This is a genomic window from Nonomuraea ceibae (genome assembly GCF_019396325.1).
Lineage (GTDB): Bacteria > Actinomycetota > Actinomycetes > Streptosporangiales > Streptosporangiaceae > Nonomuraea > Nonomuraea ceibae.
In genome coordinates, this window is the sequence record NZ_JAHKRO010000139.1 from 1 (window position 1) to 21,636 (window position 21,636).

Sequence of the window (21,636 nt, forward strand, 5' to 3'; positions counted from 1 at the left end):
GGGGGAGGGGAGGTGGGTCACGGGCAGGGGGTGGGTGGGGGAGGGGCGTCGTGCGTGCGGGGCAGGCCGAGCAAGGGGAGGGCCTGGGCGATGGTGGTGCCCGGGGCGGTGAGGGTGTCCCAGTGGGTGTGCACCTTGGCGGTGATGCCGGGCGTGGCGAGCATGAGCTTGGCGTAGGCGACCTCGGCGGGTCCCCACGCGAGCATCGCCTGGCGTCCCAGGTTGACGTCGGCGTAGAGCATGCGTGGTGGCTCGGGCGGCGACGACTGGCCGGCGATCCAGAGGGCGAGCATCATGCGGGCCTGACCACGGGCGTCACACGGCGTCCGTCCCTGAGCCCCGTCCGGGGTCCCGTCCGGGGTCCCGTCCGGGGTCCCGTCCGGGGTCCCGTCCGGGGTCCCGTCCGGGGTCTCGGCCGGTGCGTCGGCTGCGGCCCTGCTGAGTGAGCCGCGGAGCCCGGTGGCCCACAGTCCCACCCCCTGGGCCAGCATGGTGCGCTGGTCCGGGTGGCCCCAGGTCATCGGGGCCTGCAGGGGTGAGGCCCCGTCGTGTCCGTAGTACCAGCTCAGCGCCGTCTGCTCGACCCGAGGCAGGCGGCTCCGTACCGGGGCGGGCAGGACCGCGGCGGCCGGGCCGACGGCCTGTTCCCACAGCGGGATCCACGGCTCGTACCCCGGGTAGGCGCAGTACGTCACCCCGTTGCGCAGGGAGCAGCGATGCGCGCCTGGCCCGAAGAAGCGGTCGAACACGCGCCGGTCCACGGTGTCCGGGCCCAGGAGTCCGCCGCCGGGAAGGCGGACCGGGGGTGAGGCCGCCGCGACGGCCCCCGCGGGCGCCGCGACCGCGAGCGCCGCCACGACCGCGACGGCGGGCAGCAGCCGGGGCCGGTGCCTGAGCAGCGCGACCCCGGCGAAGGCCGCGGCGAGCGCGAGCACGTACAGCAGGTGGATCCCCGACGGCCGGTCGGGCCAGTCGGCGCGGTGGTCCTGCATGACCGGCAGCCACCAGCCGAGGAGGTCGTTCTGCGGGTTCGTGTAGATCAGGTAGCCGAGGACGGCGGCCACCATCGGCCCGGCGATGAGCCGGCGCGCCCACCGTCCGACGGCCGCACCGAGGGTGGCGGCGAGCATCGCGACGGCGACGGCGGTCAGCGGCTCCCACGGGTCGAGCCGTCCGGCGGCGGGCCCGGTGGCGAGCCGGATGGCGAGGTAGCCGCCCATGGCCGCAGCCGTGGCGAGGCCGGCGACGAGGGGCGCGGCCAGCAGGATCGCCCGGGTCCGGTGCTCGGCCCGGCCCGGCAGGCCGGCGAGCGTCTCGGGCATGCCGTGGCGCTCGTCGCGGGAGACGGCCAGCGAGGTGACGACGAGCACCATCGCGGCCAGGCAGGTGGACAGCCCGGTCGCGTGGACCGGGTCGACGCCCCAGTGGGGCTGCTGGCCCCGGCTCAGGTAGGTCTGCAGAACCAGCACCAGCGCGGCGGCGCCCCACACCAGCGGATGCCGGGCCAGCCTGCGCGCCTCGAACAGGAACAGCCGCCGCGTCACGCCGCCTCCCCGAGCAGCGTGAGGTAGCCGTCCTCGACGCCGGGCGCCGTCCCGTGGGCGGCCGGGGGCCGTTCGCCGAGGGTGCGGTAGCGGCCGTCGGCGGTGCGCCAGAACACCCGTGACGCCGGCGGCGCGGTGTCCGACAGCCACACCCGCCCGGCGGCGACCTCGGCGAGCTGGCCGGGTGTCCCGTCGAAGACGGCGCGGCCCTCGCGCATGACGATCACGCGTTCGCACAGCGCCGCGACGTCCTCCGTCTGGTGCGTGGACAGCACGACGGCGCGGCTCTCGCCCATCCGCGAGATCAGGGTCCTGAACAGCATCCGCTGCGCCGGGTCCAGGCCCACGGTGGGCTCGTCGAGGATGAGCAGGTCGGGTTCGCCGAGCAGCGCCTGGGCCAGCGCGAGCCGCTGCCGCATCCCGCCCGACAGTTTGCGGACCTTCGTACCGGCCTGGCCGGTCAGGTCCACCTCGGCCAGGACGCGCCGCACCTCGGCGTGCCGCTGTTCGCGGTCGGTCAGCTCCTTGAGGATCGCCACGTAGTCGACCAGGTCGAACGCGGTGAAGTGCGGGTAGAAGCCGGGGTCCTGCGGCAGGTAGCCGAGCCTGCGCCGCAGCGCGGTCCGCTGGACGGGGTCGGCCGGGTCGAGGCCGAACGCGTCGACGGACCCGCCGTCGGGGGCGAGCGTGGTGGCCAGGCAGCGGAGCAGCGTGGTCTTGCCGGCGCCGTTCGGGCCGAGCAGCCCGGTCACGCCGGTGCCGACGGCCAGGTCGAGCCCGGCGAGCGCGTACCGCCCGCCGTACCGTTTGGTGAGGTTCGTCACAGTGATCATCTGATGCTCATCCGGTAGAGGCGGAAGGACAGGGACAGGGCGATCAGCCCGTACGCGACCTGCGCGGCGGGCCCGAAGGCGGTCAGCCAGCCGCCGGTGAGGTGGCCCGCGCCGACGACGGCCAGCCACAGCGCGCCCACGGCGAGCGCGGAGACGGGCACGGGCAGGCGGTGCGACAGGGCCAGGCAGGCCGAGGCGGCGGCCAGCGACGGCAGCAGCCAGGCGGCGCTCAGGCCGGGCGGCGCGGGCAGCAGCGGCGAGGCGACGAGCGCCAGCGGGGTGGCGACGGCGAGCACCGCCGTGGCGCGGGTCAGCAGCAGCCTCGGCCCGGCCAGCGGAGTCGCGGCCAGCAGCTCGTGCGCCGGGTCGGCGCGCGGCCCGTAGGCGAGCGCGATCCCGGTCAGCGGCAGCACCGGCGCCAGGATGAGGAACGCGGGCAGCAGCTCGGCCTGATGCCGCGCCGCCAGCACGCCGAACGCCAGCGCGGCCACCACCGCCGCCATCCAGGCCCGGCTCATCGTCGGCGTCGCCGACAGCAGCCTGGCCAGGTGGCCGGGCACGCCGCCGAGCCGCAGCAGGCGCTCGCCCCAGCCGGGGCGCGGCCTGATCAGCTCGGTCTCGATGCGCCCCCAGGACGCCTCCAGCCAGGCGCTCTCGTACGGCACCGCCGCCCGGCACTCGGCGCAGCCGCCGAGGTGGGCGTCCACCGAGGTGGCCAGGGGCGCGGCGAGCGTACCGGCGAGATAGCGGTCGCGTAGTTCGTCGGAGATGTGCCAGCTGGTGGTCATGACAGTTCCTCGCGTAGCCGGGCCCGGGCGCGCATCGCGCGGGACTTGACCGTGCCCTCCGGGATGCCGAGCAGGTGCGCGGCCTCCCTGGTCGTGAGGCCGTCGAGCACGGTCGCCTCGATCACCGCGCGCAGCTCCTGGGGGAGTCGCGTCAACGCCCCGCCGAGGTCGCCGTGCTCGACGCCGAGCAGGACGACGTCCTCGGCGGACGCCGACACCGGCGCGTGTGCCGTCTCGCTCTCGCCGGTGCCGATCCAGCGCGAGCCGCGCCCGCGCAGCGCCGAGACGAGCCGGCGGATCGCGATCGTCCACAGCCAGCCCGCCGCGTTGCCGCCGTCGAACCGGCCCGCCGACCGCCACACGGCCAGGAACGTCTCCTGGAGCGCGTCGTCGACCACGTCCGGGTCGGGGCAGCGGCCGGCCAGCCGGGCGCGCAGCCAGGGCGCGTGACGCTGGTGGAGGATGCGCAGCGCGGGCGTGCTGCGCGCGGCGACGGCCGCGAGCAGCTCGGCGTCGGAGCTGTCGGCGCCGACGCCGGGCGGGGGCTCGCGCCGCCGGAAGGGGAACGCTCTCACACCCCCTCTATCGCACACCGGGAGCCGCCCGGTTCGCGGCGGGTTGACCTTGACGCTGCGTCAACGAGTTCACTGATGCCGACCCCCCGCGCAACCATCACGAGGAGTGACTTCGCATGCGACCGACCCTGCCGTTCGAACGGCCCCGTCCGCTGGCGCCGCCGCCGGAGTACGCGCGGCTGCGGGCCGAGGCGCCCGTCGCGCCCGTGCTCGCCCCCGACGGCCGGCCCGCCTGGCTCGTCACCTCGTACGACGCGGCGGCGGCGGTGCTGGGCGACCGCCGGTTCGGGCTCGCGCCGGCCGGTGAGGCGCAGCCGGGCAACGACACGCTGTTCCAGGACGGCGAGGCGCACGCCCGGCTGCGCCGCCTGGTGGCGAAGGCGTTCGCCCCCCGCACGCTCACCGCGCTGCGGCCCCGGGTCGGGAAGCTGGCCGGGGAGCTCGTGGCGGCGATGACCGGCCCGCGCGCCGACCTGGTCGAGGACCTGGCCACGCCGCTGTCGATCGGCGTCATCGGCGAGCTGCTGGGCGTGCGCGCCGCCGAGCGGGACCGCTTCCGCGCGCTGGCCGACGCGGCGGGCGAGGCCGACTTCTTCTTCGGCGGGGAGGAGGAGGTGGCCGCGGCGGCGCGGGCGTGGGAGGCGCTGGGGGCGTACGCGGCCGAGCTGGTGGAGGCGCGGCGGCGCGACCCCGGCGACGACCTGCTCAGCACGCTCGTCGGCGTGCGGGACGCCGATGACGGGCGGCTGGGGGACGCCGAGCTGGTCGCGATGGTCACCACGATCGTGTCGGGCGGCTACGTGTCGGCCCGCAACGCGATCGCCGTCGCCGCGCTGCGCCTGCTCGCCGAGGACCGCCTCGCCGACGCCGCAGGACCCGCCGGGGCGCCGGACGCGGTCGTGGACGAGGTGCTGCGGATGCAGTCGGGGCTGACCGGTGAGCCGTTCCCCCGCTACGCCCACGAGGACGTCACGCTGGCCGGGACCCGGATCGCGGCCGGTGACCTGGTGCTCGTCCGGCTGGAGGCCGCGCACCGGGACCCGGCGCACTTCCCGGACCCGGACCGGTTCGTGCCGGGCAGGCGGTCGAGCCCGCTGCTGGTGTTCGGCCACGGCGCGCACTACTGCCTGGGCGCGGTCCCGGCCCGCGCCCAGGTCGCCGCCGCCCTGGACGCGCTCGCCCGGCAGCGGCCCGGCCTGCGCCTGGACGGGCCGGTGGAGGCGATCGAGTGGATCGAGACGGGCCCCGACCTCGGGCCGAAGGCCGTGCCCGTTGTCCTCCACGAGGTTGACTGACCGGTCATTCATAATAAGCTGGGCGGCATGGCACCGAAGAGAGTCGACCATGACGCGCGCCGCGAGGAGATCCTCGCCGCCGCCGTCCGGGTCTTCGCCCGCAAGGGCTTCGCCGCGACCCGCATCGAGGACGTCGCCGCCGAGGCAGGCATCGCCAAGGGCAGCGTCTACCTGTCCTTCGACAGCCGGGAGGCGATCCTCGAAGCCGCCTTCGCGGCCCTGAACACCGCCTGGCAGGACATTCTGCGCCAGGCCCGCGAGGGCGGCGGCGACCCCCTCGACCGGCTCGCCGCCCTCGTGCGCTCGGTCGTCGAGGTGGCCTCCCGCGAGCCCGAGCTGAGCCGGGTGCTGCTCGACCTGTGGGCGCTCGGCCGCGGCGACCCCGCCGCCCCGCTGGACATGGCCGGGCTCTACGACGACTACCGCGCCGCCGTCGCCGGCCTGCTCGCGGAGGCGGCCGGGCAGGGGCTGGTACGGCCCGGCACGGGGGAGAGGGAGGCCGCGGTCGTCGTCGGCGCCGTCGAGGGCTGCCTGCTCCAGTGGATCATCGACCCGCGCCTGCCGATCGGCGACCTGGCCGGCCCGGTCGTCGCCGTGTGCCTCGACGGGCTGCGCGCATGACCGCGGGGGAGCCGCGCGGCCTCGGCAGCCGCGTCAACGGCCTGCTCGTCGCGCCGGGCGCCACCGGCGCCGAGTCGCTGCTCGCCTACACCGCCGCGCTCACCGGCACGCTCGTCGCGGTGTGGCAGGCCGGCGGGCTGCCCGCGCTCGCCGTCGTGGTGATCGCCGTGCTGGCCTTCGACCTGTTCGGCGGCGCGACGGTCAACGCGACCGCCGCCGCCAAACGCCGCTTCCACGGCCCCGGCCGCACCCGGCGTCACCACCTGGCGTTCGTCGCCCTGCACGGGCAGCCGTTCCTGCTCGCGCTGACCGTGCCCGGGGTCGGCTGGGGCGGGGCGGCGCTGGTGTACGGCCTGGCCCTGGCCGGGGCGGTCGCCGCGCTGGCCGTCCCGGCGGACCTGCGGCGGCCGGTGGCGTACGCGGCCACGGTCCTGGCCATCGCGGTCTCCTGCGCCGCCATGCCGGTCGCGCTGGCCTGGTTCGCGCCGGTGCTGTTCGTCAAGCTGCTGCTCGCGCACCTGCTCCCCGAGTGAGATCACGGCAGGGCCCCGAGTAGGGCAAGATTGATCCCTTTCTTGCGCACGACTTGAGGAGCCGGCATGGACCGCAGACGCTTTCTCACGCTGACCGGCGCCGCCGGGGCCGCCGCCGTGGGGCTCGCCCGGCCGGCGCACGCCGCCGCCGCGTACCCGTACTTCAACCGGCGCGTCCCCGACGCCGCGCACACCAAGATGGGCGAGCTGGCCCGCTACGGCATCGCCACCTTCGCCTTCACCCCGTCCAACGGCTGGGTCATGGTCACCCGCGACGGCCGCTACGCCGCGGCCGGGGTGCCGTCGGAGTGTTTCGCCGAGCTCAAGAAGCTGCTCGCGGCGGGCAGGAAGGTGCACTGCGTGGCCTTCCCGCCCGAGGGCGGCAACCGGTGGCTGATCACCACCGACACCGGGGTGACCGCGCGCAACGTGCCCGAGGAGTGCTACCAGCGCGTCCTCACCTACTACAAGGCCGGTCAGCAGGTCGTGCACGTCGCCTTCCCGCCCGCCGGAGGCAACCGGTGGGTGGTGGTCGGCACCAAGGACGCCTTCTCGCGCGGCATCGACGACGAGTGCTACCAGATGATGCGCAACCTGACCCAGGGCGGCCGGCGGATCACCCGGGTGGCGTTCCCATACACCGGCGGGTGGGCGGTCGTCGCGCAGGACGAGTTCCACGTGCGCGGCATCGACGACGAGTGCTTCAAGGAGATGAACGACCTGGCCGCCGGCGGCTGGGAGGTGCACAACATAGCCTTCTCGCCGGTCGGCGACGGCTGGTCGCTGTGCTCGCGCGGCCAGGCCCCCGCGCTGCCCGCCGACCCGGTGCGCAAGGTGGAGAACTCGGTGCGCGGCGCCACCATCTGGCAGCGGATGCGCGACTACGGCACGCCCGGCGTGGCGATCGCGGTGGTGATCGGCAACCGGGTCGCCTGGTCCACCGGCTACGGGTGGCTGGAGGCGGGCGGCGGCGCGGCCACGCACCCGGAGTCGGCCTTCCAGGCGGCCTCCATCAGCAAGGCCGTCGCCTCGGTCGGCGTGCTGCGGCTGTCCCAGACGCTCGGCCTGCCGCTGTCGGGCGACGTGCGGCCGCATCTGGGCTGGACGCTGCCGCGCCGCGCGTGCGTGCCGGAGGGCTCGGCGCCGACGATCGACCGCCTGCTCACCCACCGGGGCGGCGTCATCGGGCGCGGCTCCACCTCGCCCGCCGAGGCGTGCTCGGGCTTCGCGGCCGGGGGCGGCGGCTTCGCCGGCTACGGGCCGGGCGTGAGCGTGCCCTCGCTGCTGCAGGTCATGAACGGCGAGGGCAACTCGCCCAGGATCGAGCTCACCACCGAGCCGGGCGCCGAATATCACTATTCGGGCGCCGGGTTCGTGCTGCTCCAGCGGATGATCGAGGAGAAGACCGGCCTGTCGCTGGACGCGTACATGACGCGCGAGGTGTTCGGCCCGCTCGGCATGAAGACCAGCTCGTACGCGCTGTCGCCCGCCTTCGAGCTGGCCTCCGGGCACACCTCGACGGGCGCGGTGATCCCCGGCAGGCGCAACCGCTACCCGGAGTCGGCCGCTGCCGGGCTCTACACCTCCGTCCTGGACCTGGGCCGCCTGATGGCGTGGCTCAACCGGGCGTGGAGCGCCACCGGCGACATCGCCGGCCCGCTCACCAGGGCCTCCGCGCGCACGCTGCTCACGCCCGGCCCTCAGCCGGACATGGGCCGCGGCCTGTTCCTCGCCAACCGGGGGACGCGCGACTTCTCCTACACCCACGACGGCTCCAACTACGGGTTCAAGTCCGTGTTCAGGGGCTATCCGGAGCTCGGCGCGGGCTACGCGATCCTGGTGAACGGCAACCAGTCCGGCCTGGTGAACGAGATCGCCGCGGCCGTCAGGTCCGTCTACGGCTGGGCCTGACCGACCGGCTCGGCCCAGTCGATCACGTACCGCTGCTCGGGGCCGACGGCGCGCTCGGGCGCCATGACGGTGCGCATCGCGAGCGGCATCAGGATCGGCATCAGCGCCCGCGCCACCGGCCCGGGAGCCTTGGCGTGGTTGATGCGCGAGGCGCGCGCCGCGACCCGCTCGACGCGGGGGCGGCGCAGCCGCTCGTACGCCTCGAACGCGGGCCCGGGGCCGGGCAGGTCGCGCAGGCAGCGGGCGAGCTGCACGGCGCTCTCGACGGCGAGCGAGGCGCCCTGGCCGGAGCTGTTGGACGGCGCGTGCGCGGCGTCGCCGACCAGCGCCATCCGGCCCCGGTGCCAGCGCGGCAGGCTCGGCATGATCTTCAGCGAGCCGAGGACCTGGAGCCGGTCGGGGCTGGTGGCGCGGATCAGCTCGGCGCCGGGGTCGTCGCCCGCGTGGACCTCGGCCAGGACGCGCAGCCACTCGGCGGCGGGGACGGCGCGGGCCTCGGCCGGGCTCCAGGGCCGGTCCTGGGGCAGGTTGGCGCCCCACTCGGTGCCGCCGCCGGGGTGGCGGCGGTAGAGGTAGAAGCCGCGTCTGCCGAAGGCGTAGACGATGGTGCCGGGGTGCTCGGGCACCTCCACGTCGGCGATCGACTCGAAGCCGAGCAGCCCGGTGTGGAGGGGGCCGGGCGCGGCCGGGTCGATCAGCGTGCGGACGGTGGAGTTGACGCCGTCGGCCCCGACGAGGATGTCGGCGCTCGCCGTGGAGCCGTCGGCGAAGCGGGCCACGACGCCGGGGCCGGGCTCGTCCACGGACACCAGGCGGCGGCCGTGCTCGATCCGCACGCCCTCGGCCCTCGCCCGCTCGTGCAGCGCCCGGTGCAGGTCGGCGCGCCACAGCAGGCGTAAGGAGGGCACGCCGGGCAGCGCGGGGATCTCCATCCGGCGGCGCCCGAAGGCCATGACCATGCCCGGCATCGGCCGGGAGACGGCGAGCACCGCGTCCTCGGCGCCGACGGCGCGCAGCGCGGCCAGGCCGTTCGGCGCGATGGCCAGCGAGCCGCCCACCCCGTCGGCCGTGGTGGGATAGGCCTCGTACACGGCCGCGTCGATGCCGGCCCGGCGCAGCGCGATCGCCGCGACGGGCCCGGCGACGCCGCCGCCGATCACGATCGCCGTCCTGACGGTCATGTCCGCGCCTCCGTGAACTCCTGCCAGGCCCGGACGTAGGCCGGGTCGCTGAGCGATGCGACGAGCTCGGTGACGAAACGCCGTTCGGCCTCCAGCAGGGCCAGCCGGTAGCGCTCCTCGGCCAGGAACACCCACAGCACGCCGTCGCCGGCCGCGGCGGCGAGCACGCCCTCGACCTCGGCCACCTGCTCGTCCAGCGTGGCCAGGCGGCGGCCGAGCAGGGCGGCGGCCTCGGCCGGGTCGAGCACCGACAGCAGCGACAGGGCGACCCCGAAGTGCGGATACTCCTCGCGTGGCTGGGCGACCAGCTCGCCCAGCCACGTGTGCAGCTCCTCCCGGCCCTCGGGGGTGATGCCGTAGATGGTGCGCTCGGGCCGCTGGGTGTCGCGCACGGTCTCCCGCTCGGCGACGAACCCGGCCTTGCGCAGCTGCTCCACGACCATGTAGAGGGAGCCCCGGTTGTACTTGATGTTGCGGTCCTTGCCGTGCTCCTTGAGCCGGCGCCCCAGCTCGTACGGGTGCATCGGCTCGGCCGTCAGGTAGGCGAGCACGGCCAGGGCCAGCGGGTTGGCCACCTTGCGCGGCATCCGGCAACTCCCTCAGTTAGTCGGTTTCGACTAGTCGATACCGACTATAACTCAGGAGTCGAGTACCCACAGCTGGTTGGTGCTGGAGGAATTGCAGCGATCGGCGAAGACGGCGTGGGTGAACCCGGAGCGCCCCTCCATCAGGCACCGGTCCTTCAGGTGCTTCCAGCGCAGGAGCTGCCAGTCGCCGCCCATCCGCTCCCGGACCAGGCGGACGGTGAAGCGCTGCCGCTTGTTCCCGGCCTGGCAGCGGCGCGCCAGGACGGCGTCACGTGCCGGGGCGTCGGCGCAGGCGCGGGAGGCGCCGAGGCTGACGAACTGGCCGTGCTTGGTGCGCCGCCAGCGCAGCGCCTTGGCGTACGGGTCGCAGGACCAGGTGTGCAGCAGGTGGCCGAGCTTCCGCACGGTGCGGTCCTTGCCGACGCCCAGGCACCCGCCCGACGAGACGTTGCGGATCATGAACCCGCGCTCCGCCGCCGCGGCGGGCGCGGCCGGGAGGAGCGTGGCGACGAGCGTGACGGCGGTGACGGCGATCCCTAATCGTCTGATCATGGCCCGGGATGCTAGCCGGGCGTGAAGACCCGGCCAAGCTGCCGGTCGACGAGCGCGACGGCCTCCTCCGGCGTGCGCTGGCCGAGCAGCACCCGCGACATCAGGCCCTCGGCCCCCGCCACCAGGAACGCCGCCTCCGCCTCGACGTCGACGTCCGGGCGCACCTCGCCGCTCTCCAGCCCGCGCGCCAGCAGCCCGGCGACGAGGCCCTCCAGGGCGAGCGGGGCGTCGTGGGCCACCGCGGCGAGCGCCGGATCGGCCAGGAACCGGACGAAGTACGCCACGTACACCAGGTGCCGGTTGCGGCGCTCCTCGTCGAGCGGCAGCAGCTCCATGAGCACGCCGCGCACCAGCGCCCGCGTGCCGGGCTCGTCGCCGAGCAGCTCCAGCCGCCGCCGGGCCCGCTCCTCCGCGTCGGCGTTGAGGATCTCCAGGGCGCCGAGCAGGAGCTGGTCGCGGGTGCCGAAGTAATACTGCAGCAGCCTGGCCGAGACCCCGGCCTCGGTGGCGACCTGCCTCAGCGTGACGTCCTCCAGGCCGCCCCGGGTGGCCAGCCGCCACACGGCCTCGGCGATCTGGCGTCGGCGCAGGTCATGGTCCGCCTGTCGGGGCATGGTGCGACCGTACCATGATCAGGCGGGCAGGGTCTCGCCGGTCTCCAGCAGCGTCTTCATGCTCGACAGCAGGGCCGGCCAGCCCTCGGAGACCATGTCGCGCAGCGTGCTGCCGGGGTCGAAGCCGTCGTGCACGACGGTCAGCTTGACCGTGTCGCCGTGCGGTTCCAGGTCGAACGTGACCTTCGTCCGGCCCTCCGCGGTGAGCCGGGCGAGCGTCTCGGGGCTCACCCCGGCGGCCTCGGCCCACTCCGGGGTGAAGGTGTGCCAGGTGTAGGACAGGCGGCGGCCGGGCTCGGACTCCAGCACGACCTGCGCCGGGTGCGCGGTCCTGCGGCCGTTCTCGTCCCAGGTCATGGGGGAGCCGGGCGTCCAGTCGGTGTCGAAGGAGACGCCCCAGTAGCGGCGGGTGAAGGCGGGGTCGGTCAGCGCCTGCCACAGGCGCTCGGGCGTGGTCCTGATGTAGGTGGTGTAGACGAAGGCGTTCATGGCGCTCTGCTCCAGTGTGGTGCGTAGGTCGTGCAGCGCCTGTGCGCGCTGCCGGTCGTAGCGGCCGATCCACCGCTCGGCGATGGCGTTGATCGGCGCGGCGTCGAGGTAGTGCAGCTTCTCCCTGCCGCGCCGGATGGTGGTCACCAGGTGGGCGGCCTCCAGCACGGCCAGGTGCTTGCTGACGGACTGGCGGGCCATGTCGAGCCCGGCGCACAGCTCGCGCAGGCTCTGCCCGTTGCGCGCGTTGAGGCTGTCGAGCAGCCTGCGGCGGCTCGGGTCGGCCAGCGCCCGGAACACCTCGTCCATCCGCACTCCCCATGACATGCAGCCATCTGGCTGCCTTTCGAGGATAAGCAGCCGGACAGCTGCATGTCAAAGGGTCCCTACGCGTCCCTGCGCCGCAGCAGCAGCCCGCCGGCGCCGAGCGCGCCCGCCGCCCATACGGCGAGCACCGCCAGCCCCTCCCAGGGGCCGAGCGGCAGCCCCGCCGGCTCGGTGACCTGCACCGTCAGCCCGGCGTTCATCGGCGACACCCGGTAGAGCAGCCGCTGCCAGCCGGCGTCCCGCACCAGGAACGTCAGCAGCGCCGGCAGGTAGAGCAGCCCGAGCACCGTCCCGGCCGCGACGGCAGGATCGCGCACGGCGACGGCCACGCCCAGGCTCAGCAGCCCGGCCAGGGCCAGATAGAGCACCGACCCGGCCGCCGCCCGCAGCACCGGCCCGTCCGCGAGCGACAGCGCCTCGCCGCCCGGCAGCAGCAGCCGCGCCGCGGCCAGCGAGCCGAGCACCGCCACGCTCCCGGCGGCCAGCGTCAGCCCGCAGAGCAGCACGGCCTTGGCCGCCAGCACACCGCCCCGGCGCGGCATCGCCGTCAGCGTCGTGCGGATCATCCCGGTGCCGTACTCGCCGCCCACCGACACCACCGCCAGGATCGCCACGACCGCCTGCCCGGCCACGATCCCGGCCAGCGCGGTCCTGGCCACGTCGTACGGAGGGTCCGCCAGCGCGGCGGCCACGGCGGCGCCCACCCCGGCGGTGACCAGCACGACGGCCGCCAGCAGCCAGCCGGTGCCCGGCGCCGTGCGCAGCTTGGTCCACTCGGCGCGCAGGAGCCGGCTCACGCGTCCCTCCGGCGCAGCGCCGCCACGGCCAGGCCCAGCGCGAGCGCCGCGTAGGCGGCGAGCACCGCGAGCCCGCCCCACGGCGGCAGCGGATAGTAGCCGAGCACCGGCGCGTAATGCCCGGCGACCTGCGGATACTCCATGACCGTCTGCTGGACGGCGAACCCGGCCGCCGGCGTCAGTCGCAGCAGCCAGCGGGCCGCCTCCAGCGGCAGCACCGAGACCGTCGCCAGGAAGTACGGCAGCACGATCACCGCCACGGCCACGGCGACCGCGAGCACCCCGCGCCGCAGCAGCGCCCCCAGCGCCAGCGCCAGCACGGCGGCCAGCGCCAGCAGCGCCGCGCTGCCCACCACCACCCGCGCCCCGGTCAGCAGGCTCACCGGCAGCACCCGGTTGCCGTTCGCCTCCAGGACGCGCACGCCGAGCGGCACCGTGACCGCGGCGGCGGCCAGCCCGGCGGCGAACGTGACCGTGCCGACCACGATCGCCTTGGCCGCCAGCACTCGCCCCCGCCCCGGCGCGGCGGCCAGCGTGATGCGGATCAGCCCCCCGCGGTACTCGGCGGCGGCGAACCCGGCCGCCACCACGACCACCACGACCAGCCCGGCGAGCAGGCCGGTCAGCGTCTGCTCGGCCCGCATCCCGCCCTCGTCGCCGGCCGGCGCGATGTCGCCGGTGCCGGTCACCGTGAACGTGTCCCCCTGGCGGACGTGCCGGCCCGGGTGGTGCGGCGCGCCGCCGGGCCCCACGGTGACGCCGACGTCGTCGTGGCTCCACGCCCCGCCGGTCGCCGCCCCCCGCACGCCGACCTGCTCGAACGCGGCCGTCGCCTCGGTGAAGCGCTGCACCGCGACCGTCCCGCCGAGCACGTCCTGCGAGAACGTCAGGTCGCCCGGCGAGGTGACGAACAGCCCGATGCGCACCGACTCCGGCAGCCCGGCCAGCGTGGCCGTGCCCACCTCGGCCCACGTCCGGCCGTCCGGCGACTCGAACCCGGTGAGCTCGTCACCCGAGCGCACCAGCCGCAGCCACACCGGCGCGGACGCCGCCGTCCCGGCCCTGTCCTCGGTGAAGCCGTGCTGCATGCGCACGCCGTGCCCGCCGGTGACCATGACGGCGGCGTACGCGGCGCCCTGCCTGGTGCCGTCCTTGACCATGACGCCCGCCTTCGCCCACGGGACGACGCCGGGCACGAGGTTGGTGACGCCCGGCCGCTCGTCCGGCTTGCGGATCCGCCCGGTCATCGACGCGACCCTGGCCGTGATGGCGCCGTCGCCGTCGAGACGCTGGTGGACGAAGAAGAACCGGTCGGTCACCGCCTCGCCGCCCGGCCCAACCGGCGGCGCGGGACAGGCCACCTCGACCGCGCCCATGCCGCACGACGCATGGCTGCCCGCCGCGGCCTGCAACCCCAGCCCGGCGGTCAGCGCCACGGCCGCCACCAGGCCGAGCACCCAGCCGCGCACGGTCCTGAACTTGGTCCACTCCGCGCGCACCAGCCGCCGGAACCCGCTCATCGCGCCGCCCCCCGGAACTCCACGGCGTCGCGGGTCAGGTCCATGTACGCCTCCTCCAGCGTGGCGCGGTGCGCGCTCACTTCGGCGAAGGGCACCCCGTCCCGGGTCAGCAGCTCCACCACCCGCTCGGCCGCCAGCCCACCGGCGGTCAGCGTGTCCCGGCCCGTCGCGGCCACCGTCGCGCCCGCCCGCGCCAGCGTCTCCATCGCCTCCGCCCGCGCCCGCGTCCGCAGCGTCACCCGGCCGCCGGAAGCCGCCTCGATCAGGTCCGCCACGCTCGTGTCGGCCACCACCCGCCCCCGGCCCGCCACCACGAGATGGCCGGCCGTGTCCTCCAGCTCGCTCATCAGGTGGCTCGACACCAGCACCGCCCGCCCCTCGGCGGCCAGCGACCGCAGCAGGCCGCGCATCCACACGATCCCGTCCGGGTCCAGCCCGTTGAACGGCTCGTCCAGCATGAGCACCGGCGGGTCGCCCAGCAGCGCCGCCGCGATGCCGAGGCGCTGCCGCATCCCCAGCGAGAACCCGCCGGCCCGCCGCCGCGCCACCGCCGCCAGCCCGGCCAGCTCCAGCACCTCGTCCACCCGCCGCCCCGCGAACCCCTGCGAGTGAGCCAGCCACAGCAGGTGGTGGCGCGCGGTCCGGCCCGGCTGCGGCGCCGCCCCGTCCAGCAGCGCGCCGACGTGCGCGAGCGGCGTGCGCAGACTCCGGTACGGCCGGCCGCCCACCAGCGCCGTGCCCGCGTCGGCGGCGTCCAGGCCGAGCACCACCCGCATCGTGGTGGACTTGCCCGCACCGTTGGGCCCGACGAACCCGGTGACCCGCCCCGGCGTCACCGTGAACGACATCCCGTCCAGCGCCGGCACCTCGCCGAACCGCTTGCGCAGCCCGGCCACTTCGATCGTTGCCTCCATGTCCGGGAACCCTAGGGGCGACCACCCCGCCCGGTCGTCACGGTGCCGAGCCATCTCGCAGGTCACGGGCGCGAGCGACGCGGCATCCCTCCTGGGAGGGATGCCGGGACGCCGGCGGGCGGGAACAATGGGCACCTGTGAAACCAGGGGAGGTCCGGCAGCGGTGGCGGCGGCTGCTCGCCGCGAGCCCGCACACGCCGGCCCTGCCGACAGCCCGGCCGGCGCTGCTGCCGGCGCTGCTGATGTCACTGGTGGTGGCGCTCGCGGTCGCCGAGTCGCTGGCGCACGCCGGTGACGCGCCGCTGACCGGCCATCCGATGGGCGTCCCGGCCCTGGGCCTGCCACCGGGGGAGCCCGGGCCGGCCGGGCAGGGGCCGGGCGGGCGGCCGCTCGCGTTCGTCGGTCACGCGCTGCTGGCGCTCGCCACCACGCTGCCCGCCGGGCTGCTCCGGGCCCGCCCCCTGGCCGCCGCCGCGCTGGTCACCCCGGCCACCGTCGTATCCCTGGCCGCCTTCCAGACCCTCACGATCGCGGGCGCCGCCGCCCAGCTCGTCACCGCCTACCGGCTCGGCCGGGCCGGTCCCGCGCGGGACCGGCCGTGGGCGCCGCTCGTGCTCGCCGGCGTGCCGTTCCCGCTGCTGGCGCTGGCCGGCCACCTGGGCGGCGGGACGGGCACGTACGCGGGGACGCTCACCATCGCGCTGGCCGCGCTCGTCCCGGCGACGCTCGCGGCCGGCGCGGTCCGGCACGCCGCGCGCGTCACCGCCGCGCACGAGGACCTGGCGGGCACGCTGCTGGAGCACACCGCGCGCGGCGAGCGCGCCCGGATAGCCCGCGAGCTGCACGACGTCGTCGCCCACCACATCTCCATGGTGAGCGTCCAGGCCGAGACCGCCCGTCTCACCACCCCCGGGCTGCCCGCCGCCGGCGCCGAACGGCTGACCGCCATCGGCGACACCGCCCGCGCCGCCCTCACCGAGATGCGGCGGCTGCTCGGCGTGCTGCGCGAGGACGCCGGCGGCGAGCCGGGGGAGCGGCGTCCTCAGCCGGGGCTGCGCCTCGGCGAGCTCAACGCGCTGGTCGACGAGGCGCGCGAGGCCGCCGGCAGCGCCACCCGGCTCATCCTCACCGGACCGCCCGTCCCGCTCGACCCCGGGGTGGAGCTCGCCGCGTACCGGATCGTCCAGGAGGCGCTCACCAACGCGCGCAGGCACGCGCCCGGCGCGGCCGTCGACGTGGAGCTGCACTACGGCGGCGGCCTGCTGCGGGTGCGCGTCCGCGACAACGGCCCCGGCGGCCCCGGCTCTCCCGGTGGAGGGCACGGGCTGACGGGGATGCGGGAGCGGGCGGTCGCCGTCGGCGGCGAGCTGCGGGCCGGGCCCGGGCCGGGTGGCGGGTTCATGGTCGAGGCGACGCTGCCGGGGGCCGCCGCATGATCCGCGTCGTCGTCGCCGACGACCACCTCGTCGTGCGCACCGGGTTCGCCGAGCTGCTCGGCACCCAGCCCGACTTCGCCGTCGTCGCCACCGCCGCCGACGGCGCCGAGGCGGTGCGCGCCTGCCGCGAGCACGCGGCCGACGTCGTGCTCATGGACGTGCGCATGCCGGGCACCGACGGCATCGAGGCCACCCGCCGCCTGGCCGGGCCGGGCGGGCCGCGCGTGCTCATCCTGACGACGTTCGACCTGGACGAGTACGTCTACGACGCGCTGCGGGCGGGAGCCAGCGGCTTCCTGCTGAAGGACGTGACCGCCGAGCGGCTGTTCGACGCGGTCCGGGTCGTCGCGGCCGGTGAGGCGCTGCTGGCCCCGGCCGTGACGCGCCGGCTCATCGACGAGTTCGCCCGCCAGCGCACCGGGCGGCCCGTCGGCTCCCTGGCCGGGCTCACCCCGCGGGAGACCGAGGTGCTGCGCCTGGTCGCGGAGGGGCTGTCCAATCCGGAGATCGCCTCCCGGCTCACGATCACCGAGGAGACGGTCAAGACCCATGTGAGCCGGGTGCTCGGCAAGCTCGGCCTGCGTGACCGCACCCAGGCCGTGGTGGCCGCCTACGAGTCGGGCCTGGTCGTCCCCCGCGCACGGCCATAACACCGTAATAGGGGCAAATTGCGTCGTCGCGCGGGCGGCCTCCCCCGCATACCGTGACAGCACTCCCCAACTCTCAGAGGAGGCTCCATGTCAAGAGCCTTACGCGCTCTGTTCGCTCTCGTCCTCGGCGTCACGGTCCTGCTCGTCAGCTCGCCCGCGCAGGCGGTCACCGTGCTCCGGTACGACGCGTCCAGGGCCGCCGAGTTCCGCGGCGTGGTCGACCAGGCCGCGCAGATCTGGAACTCCAGCGTGACCAACGTCCGGCTCGAGCCCGGCACCCCCGCCCACTTCATCGTCTACGCCGACAACGGCTGGCCCCGCGCCATGCCCACCAGCCTGGGCCGAGGCTACGTCTGGATGGGCCGGCAGGCCACCGCCCAGGGCCACAACGCGCTGCGCATCGCCACCCACGAGATCGGCCACATCCTCGGCCTGCCCGACCGGCGCACCGGCCGCTGCACGGACCTGATGTCCGGCGCGAGCGCGGGCACCTCCTGCACCAACCCGTACCCGAACGCCGCCGAGAAGGCCGAGGTCAACGGCAACTTCGCCGGCGCCTCGCCGCGGGTGGAGTTCGGCCAGGTCCACGTCAACCGCTGACTCGTCCGGATGAATCGGTGACGCCCTGTTGCGCGGCGGCGCGAACGCTGTTGCGCTGGGCGTCATGGCACGCGTTCTCCAGGCCGTCACGGCGCTCGCCGTGACGGCGGCGGCGGCCGGCCCGTCAGGGGTGGGCCGCGCCGCCGAACTGCGTTACGCGGGCGCGATGATCTCGCCCGTGCTGGTCGCCGACAGCACGCGCCACGCGCGGCACGGCGACGTGCTGTCCTCCGGCGGCGGGCGGGTCCTGTCGCCGGGCGGGCGGTTCCTGCGTTTTCCGGCCGGCTCCTGCCTCGCGCCGCCGTGCGCGCAGGCGATCATCGTGCCACGCGTGCCGGACGGGCTTGGCGAGCTCGGCGGGCCGGGCCCGTTCGCGTTCGGGGCCGCCGTCCGGCTGACGGCCGAGCCGCCGCGGGCCGCCGGGATGAACGTGTGGCAGCACGGCCTGGCCGGGCCCGGGCACGCGCAGTGGAAGCTGCAGGTGGACGGGGGAGTGCCCGCCTGCCGGTGGTCGGACGGCGCGGGCGTGGTGCTGCTGCGCCCGGCGGCGCTGCGGCTGCCGGTGGGGCGCTGGTACGTGCTGCGGTGCGCGCGGGTGTCACCGGTGCTGTTCGAGCTGCGGGTGTTCGACCGGGGGAGCGGGGCGCCGGTCGTGGCGCCGGTGTACGCGACGGGGAGGCTGGGCACGATCCGGCCGAGGGGAGCGCCGACGGTTGGCGGCAAACGGGTGGACCCGGCGCGGGACGACCGGCAGACCGACCAGTTCCACGGAGATCTGGACGACGTGTATTTCGCCTACCAGTGATCTACTTTGTAAAGGCGCCGGGATTGTACACATCATCCAGGGTACAAACTTCGCAACCCGCACCGAACGCACCAGCAGAGATCTGCTGAATCATTGCCCTGCGTGACGGCTCTTGCCCGGACCGCCGGGAAGGGGGCGGAACAGGGGAGGTGGCCCGTGGGAACGACATCCGTATGGATCGAGATGCTGGGACGGGACCTGCGGGTCGTCGACACCGGCCGGTTCGCGGAGGGTCGCAGCGGGCTGGCGCTGCCCGAGGGCAGCGGGCTGCGGGACCTGATGGCGGCGCCCGCGGCGAAGGAGGCCGAGCGGCGCCTGCGCGAGGTGCTGGCCACGGGCGAGCCGGTGGTCGACTGGTGGCAGGTCATCCGGCCGCGCGAGCCCGGCGGCGAAGAGCGATGGGTGTCGATGTCAGCCTTCCGGATGGAGGACCACGGGGAGCCGTCGGGCGTGCTGGTGGTGTTCGCGGAGGTGGGCTCCGAGGACCCGGGGCGGCGGCTGGAGCTGCTGTACCGGTCGGCGGCGAGCATCGGCGCCTCGCTGGACGTGGTCGGGACGGCAGAGGACCTGGCGGGCGTGCTCGTGCCGGGCCTGGCGGACCTGGCGGCGGTGGACCTGTCGATGGCGGTGCTGAACGGCGAGGAGCCGTCGCCGCTGCAGCCGGGCGTGGCGCTGCGGTTCCACCGGTGCGCGGTGAGCGGGCCGTGGCCGGAGGGGACGGCCCAGGCCGGGTGGGAGCTGCCGCCGATTCCCGAACTCCGCGAGATGCAGGAGTTCTGGCTCGGGCAGTCGCTGCTGTCGCTGACCGCCGAGGAGGCCATGCGGCTGCTGGGGGACCGGCCGGAGCTGGTGCGGCTGCTGGTGCCGGAGAACGCGCGGGCGATGCTGTGCGCGCCGTTGCGCGCCCGGGGGATGCTGCTGGGCGCGGTGACGCTGTGGCGGGCGGCGGGCTCGGACCCGTTCGACGACGAGGACACGCGGCTGCTGGCGGAGATCGGCTCGCGGGCGGCGCTCGGGCTGGACAACGCGCGGCGCTACGCGCAGGAGCACCGCGCGGCGGTGACGTTGCAGCGGAGCCTGCTGCCGCAGGTGCCGGCGTCGCTGACGGCGGCGGAGACGGCGGGGGCGTACGTGCCGGCGGGCGGGGCTTCGGGGGTGGGGGGCGACTGGTTCGACGTGATCCCCCAGTCGTCGTTGCGGGTGGCGTTCGTGGTGGGCGACGTGGTGGGGCACGGGCTGCGGGCGACGGCGGCGATGGCGAGGCTGCGTACGGCGATCCAGGCGCTGGCGGACCTGGACCTGTCCCCGGACGAGCTGCTGGCCCACATGGACGACCTGGTGGTGCGGCTGGCCGAGGAGTCCGATCTGGAACGCGTGGACGTGATGGAGGCCACGTGCCTGTACGCGGTGTTCGACCCGGTCACGCGGCGGTGCGTGATGGCCAGCGCGGGGCATCCGCCGCCGGTGGTGGTGCCGCCCGGCGGGCCCGCGGCCTTCGTGGAGATGATGCCGGGGCCGCCGCTGGGGGTGGGCGGCATGCCGTTCGAGCCGGTGGAGGTGACGCTGCCGGACGGGGCGGTGCTGGCGCTGTACACGAACGGGCTGGTGGACGCCGACGACCACGACCTGGACGGGGGGATGGACTCGCTGCGGCGGCGGCTGGACGGGCTGTGCCGGCCGGACGGCTCGCTGCGGGAGATCAGTGACCGCTTGATGACGGAGCTGTCGCCGGAGTCGCGCGCCGACGACGTGACGCTGCTGCTGGCGCGCACGCATGGGGTGCCGGAGGGGGACATGGCGTCGTGGGAGTTCCGGGCGGATCCGTCCATCGTCGCGCAGGCGCGGATGGTGGCCAACGAGCAGTTGTCGCTGTGGGGGCTGGACGCGCTCGCGTTCACGACGGAGCTGATCGTGAGCGAGCTGGTGACGAACGCGATCATGCACGCGGGTGAGCCGGTGGGCCTGCGGCTCATCCGCGACCGGCGGGTGCTGGTGTGCGAGGTGTCGGACCCGAGCAGCACCCAGCCGCGGTTGCGGCGGGCGCGCGAGGTCGACGAGGGCGGGCGGGGGCTGTTCCTGGTGGCGCAGCTGGCGGCGCGATGGGGGAGCCGCTACACGCCCGAGGGCAAGACGATCTGGACGGAACAGCCGATCGGTTAGGGCAGGGGCGGCCTGCCGCGCACGACGCCGGTGGTGAGGGCGCCGACCTCGCCGATCTCGATGTGGACCGTGTCGCCGGTGGCCAGCGTGAACGGCAGGTCGGGGACGAGGCAGGTCCCGGTGGCCAGCACGACGCCGTCAGGGTGCACGTCGGCGGCGAACAGGTGCGCGACCAGGTCGTCGAGACGGCGGTGCAGCTCCGCCGTGGAAGCCTCGCCTGACCAGGCGAGGGCGCCGTCCCGGTGGATGCGCATGCTGATCGGCAGCGCGTACGGGTCCGGGACCTCCCAGGCGGGGCGGATCGCGGGGCCGAGGGCGCAGGCGCCCAGGTAGACCTTGGCCTGGGGCAGGTAGAGAGGGTTGGCGCCCTCGATCGTGCGGGAGCTGACGTCGTCGCAGACGGTGTAGCCGGCGATCTCGCCGTGGGCGTTGACGACGAGAGCCAGCTCGGGTTCGGGGACGTCGATGACGGAGTCCTGGCGGACGGCGATCGTGCCGCCGGGGCCGACGACGCGCCAGGCGGTGGACTTGAAGAACAGCTCGGGGCGTTCGGCGTCGTAGACGCGCTCGTAGACGTCGGCGTCGGCCTCGCTCTCGGTGACGCGGGCCTGGCGGGAACGGCGGTAGGTGACCCCGGCGGCCCAGACCTCCATGCGGCCGTCGACGGGGGCGAGAGGGGTGCCGGGGGCGGGCTCCGGGGGCGTGCTGTCGGCGGCGGTGGTGACGAGGTCGCGCAGGTCGTCGAGGGGGAGGCGGAGAAGTTCCGGGAGGGGGAGCGGGAGAGGGTGCACGGTGTCGCCGGCCTGAACTCCGGCTCGGATCTCGCCATTCCGGGCATAGCGCACGATGTGCCTCATGGAGTCGATCGTAGGCGGACCGCCGCCGCCGGGCGGCGCCCGGGGCC

22 protein-coding genes are annotated in these 21,636 nt (G+C 75.4%); 9 read left to right on the forward strand and 13 right to left on the reverse strand.

All coding sequences use genetic code 11. The features are described 5' to 3' along the window. Positions 1–17: 17 nt before the first annotated feature. Genes KME80_RS43820 through KME80_RS43835 form a run of 4 tightly spaced genes read right to left on the reverse strand, consistent with a single transcriptional unit; the run spans position 18 to position 3,740 of the window. Positions 18–1,544 carry a hypothetical protein gene (locus KME80_RS43820; RefSeq protein ID WP_219517565.1) on the reverse strand — a complete coding sequence of 509 codons (1,527 nt, stop codon included), beginning with the start codon at positions 1,542–1,544 and terminating at the stop codon, positions 18–20. After that, complete coding sequence (locus tag KME80_RS43825) at positions 1,541–2,377, reverse strand: ATP-binding cassette domain-containing protein (RefSeq protein WP_219517566.1); 837 nt, start codon at positions 2,375–2,377, stop codon at positions 1,541–1,543. Before KME80_RS43825 ends, KME80_RS43820 begins: the two co-directional genes overlap by 4 nt. Then, positions 2,374–3,165, reverse strand: a complete 792-nt coding sequence (locus tag KME80_RS43830) for a zf-HC2 domain-containing protein (protein WP_219517568.1) — start codon at positions 3,163–3,165, stop codon at positions 2,374–2,376. The genes KME80_RS43825 and KME80_RS43830 overlap by 4 nt, the downstream gene beginning before the upstream one ends. Beyond that, the gene (locus KME80_RS43835) at positions 3,162–3,740 is read right to left on the reverse strand and encodes an RNA polymerase sigma factor (protein WP_219517570.1); all 579 of its coding nucleotides are present in this window, start codon (positions 3,738–3,740) and stop codon (positions 3,162–3,164) included. The genes KME80_RS43830 and KME80_RS43835 overlap by 4 nt, the downstream gene beginning before the upstream one ends. 116 nt (positions 3,741–3,856) lie before the next feature. Here KME80_RS43835 and KME80_RS43840 point away from each other — a divergent pair, with 116 nt between their 5' ends. The 4 genes from KME80_RS43840 to KME80_RS43855 all read left to right on the forward strand — a co-directional run bounded on the left by KME80_RS43840 (position 3,857) and on the right by KME80_RS43855 (position 8,100). Beyond that, entirely contained in the window at positions 3,857–5,035 is a 1,179-nt protein-coding gene (locus tag KME80_RS43840; protein ID WP_219517572.1) for a cytochrome P450, read from the forward strand. A 27-nt stretch (positions 5,036–5,062) separates the two neighbouring features. Beyond that, on the forward strand, positions 5,063–5,656 hold the full coding sequence (locus KME80_RS43845; RefSeq protein ID WP_219517574.1) for a TetR/AcrR family transcriptional regulator: 594 nt from the start codon (positions 5,063–5,065) through the stop codon (positions 5,654–5,656). Continuing rightward, positions 5,653–6,189 carry a hypothetical protein gene (locus KME80_RS43850; protein WP_219517576.1) on the forward strand — a complete coding sequence of 179 codons (537 nt, stop codon included), beginning with the start codon at positions 5,653–5,655 and terminating at the stop codon, positions 6,187–6,189. The genes KME80_RS43845 and KME80_RS43850 overlap by 4 nt, the downstream gene beginning before the upstream one ends. A gap of 66 nt (positions 6,190–6,255) precedes the next feature. Then, complete coding sequence (locus tag KME80_RS43855) at positions 6,256–8,100, forward strand: serine hydrolase domain-containing protein (protein WP_219517578.1); 1,845 nt, start codon at positions 6,256–6,258, stop codon at positions 8,098–8,100. On the opposite strand, the gene KME80_RS43860 is transcribed toward KME80_RS43855, so the two are convergent. The 8 genes from KME80_RS43860 to KME80_RS43895 form a co-directional block, all read right to left on the reverse strand. Beyond that, on the reverse strand, positions 8,085–9,281 hold the full coding sequence (locus KME80_RS43860; RefSeq protein WP_219517580.1) for an FAD-dependent oxidoreductase: 1,197 nt from the start codon (positions 9,279–9,281) through the stop codon (positions 8,085–8,087). The two genes, KME80_RS43855 and KME80_RS43860, sit on opposite strands and share 16 nt — an antisense overlap. After that, complete coding sequence (locus tag KME80_RS43865; RefSeq protein WP_219517581.1) at positions 9,278–9,868, reverse strand: PadR family transcriptional regulator; 591 nt, start codon at positions 9,866–9,868, stop codon at positions 9,278–9,280. Before KME80_RS43865 ends, KME80_RS43860 begins: the two co-directional genes overlap by 4 nt. A 51-nt stretch (positions 9,869–9,919) precedes the next feature. Further along, positions 9,920–10,420: a DNA-directed RNA polymerase subunit beta family protein gene (locus KME80_RS43870; protein WP_219517583.1), complete on the reverse strand. Its 501-nt coding sequence runs from the start codon at positions 10,418–10,420 to the stop codon at positions 9,920–9,922. Between the two features lie 11 nt (positions 10,421–10,431). Then, positions 10,432–11,034: a TetR/AcrR family transcriptional regulator gene (locus KME80_RS43875; RefSeq protein WP_219517585.1), complete on the reverse strand. Its 603-nt coding sequence runs from the start codon at positions 11,032–11,034 to the stop codon at positions 10,432–10,434. Positions 11,035–11,052: 18 nt separating this feature from the next. Then, positions 11,053–11,832, reverse strand: a complete 780-nt coding sequence (locus tag KME80_RS43880; RefSeq protein ID WP_219517587.1) for an ArsR/SmtB family transcription factor — start codon at positions 11,830–11,832, stop codon at positions 11,053–11,055. Positions 11,833–11,909: 77 nt separating this feature from the next. Then, entirely contained in the window at positions 11,910–12,647 is a 738-nt protein-coding gene (locus tag KME80_RS43885) for an ABC transporter permease (protein WP_219517589.1), read from the reverse strand. Beyond that, positions 12,644–14,167 carry a DUF1349 domain-containing protein gene (locus tag KME80_RS43890; RefSeq protein WP_219517591.1) on the reverse strand — a complete coding sequence of 508 codons (1,524 nt, stop codon included), beginning with the start codon at positions 14,165–14,167 and terminating at the stop codon, positions 12,644–12,646. Before KME80_RS43890 ends, KME80_RS43885 begins: the two co-directional genes overlap by 4 nt. Next, positions 14,164–15,081, reverse strand: a complete 918-nt coding sequence (locus KME80_RS43895) for an ATP-binding cassette domain-containing protein (RefSeq protein ID WP_219517593.1) — start codon at positions 15,079–15,081, stop codon at positions 14,164–14,166. Before KME80_RS43895 ends, KME80_RS43890 begins: the two co-directional genes overlap by 4 nt. Before the next feature lie 137 nt (positions 15,082–15,218). On the opposite strand from KME80_RS43895, the gene KME80_RS52350 reads away from it, so the two are divergent. From KME80_RS52350 to KME80_RS43920, 5 genes are all read left to right on the forward strand, one after another. After that, positions 15,219–16,517 carry a histidine kinase gene (locus tag KME80_RS52350; protein WP_219517594.1) on the forward strand — a complete coding sequence of 433 codons (1,299 nt, stop codon included), beginning with the start codon at positions 15,219–15,221 and terminating at the stop codon, positions 16,515–16,517. Beyond that, positions 16,514–17,167 carry a response regulator gene (locus tag KME80_RS43905; protein ID WP_219517595.1) on the forward strand — a complete coding sequence of 218 codons (654 nt, stop codon included), beginning with the start codon at positions 16,514–16,516 and terminating at the stop codon, positions 17,165–17,167. The genes KME80_RS52350 and KME80_RS43905 overlap by 4 nt, the downstream gene beginning before the upstream one ends. A gap of 87 nt (positions 17,168–17,254) precedes the next feature. Beyond that, positions 17,255–17,767 (forward strand): snapalysin family zinc-dependent metalloprotease, encoded by a 513-nt coding sequence (locus KME80_RS43910; RefSeq protein ID WP_219517596.1) that lies wholly within the window; start codon positions 17,255–17,257, stop codon positions 17,765–17,767. A gap of 64 nt (positions 17,768–17,831) precedes the next feature. Next, a complete protein-coding gene (locus tag KME80_RS43915; RefSeq protein ID WP_219517597.1) occupies positions 17,832–18,572 on the forward strand; it encodes a hypothetical protein in 741 nt (246 codons plus the stop codon). Between the two features lie 156 nt (positions 18,573–18,728). Beyond that, positions 18,729–20,732 carry a SpoIIE family protein phosphatase gene (locus tag KME80_RS43920; RefSeq protein ID WP_219517598.1) on the forward strand — a complete coding sequence of 668 codons (2,004 nt, stop codon included), beginning with the start codon at positions 18,729–18,731 and terminating at the stop codon, positions 20,730–20,732. On the opposite strand, the gene KME80_RS43925 is transcribed toward KME80_RS43920, so the two are convergent. Then, the gene (locus KME80_RS43925; RefSeq protein WP_219517599.1) at positions 20,729–21,589 is read right to left on the reverse strand and encodes a fumarylacetoacetate hydrolase family protein; all 861 of its coding nucleotides are present in this window, start codon (positions 21,587–21,589) and stop codon (positions 20,729–20,731) included. The genes KME80_RS43920 and KME80_RS43925 overlap by 4 nt on opposite strands. Positions 21,590–21,636 lie beyond the last annotated feature (47 nt).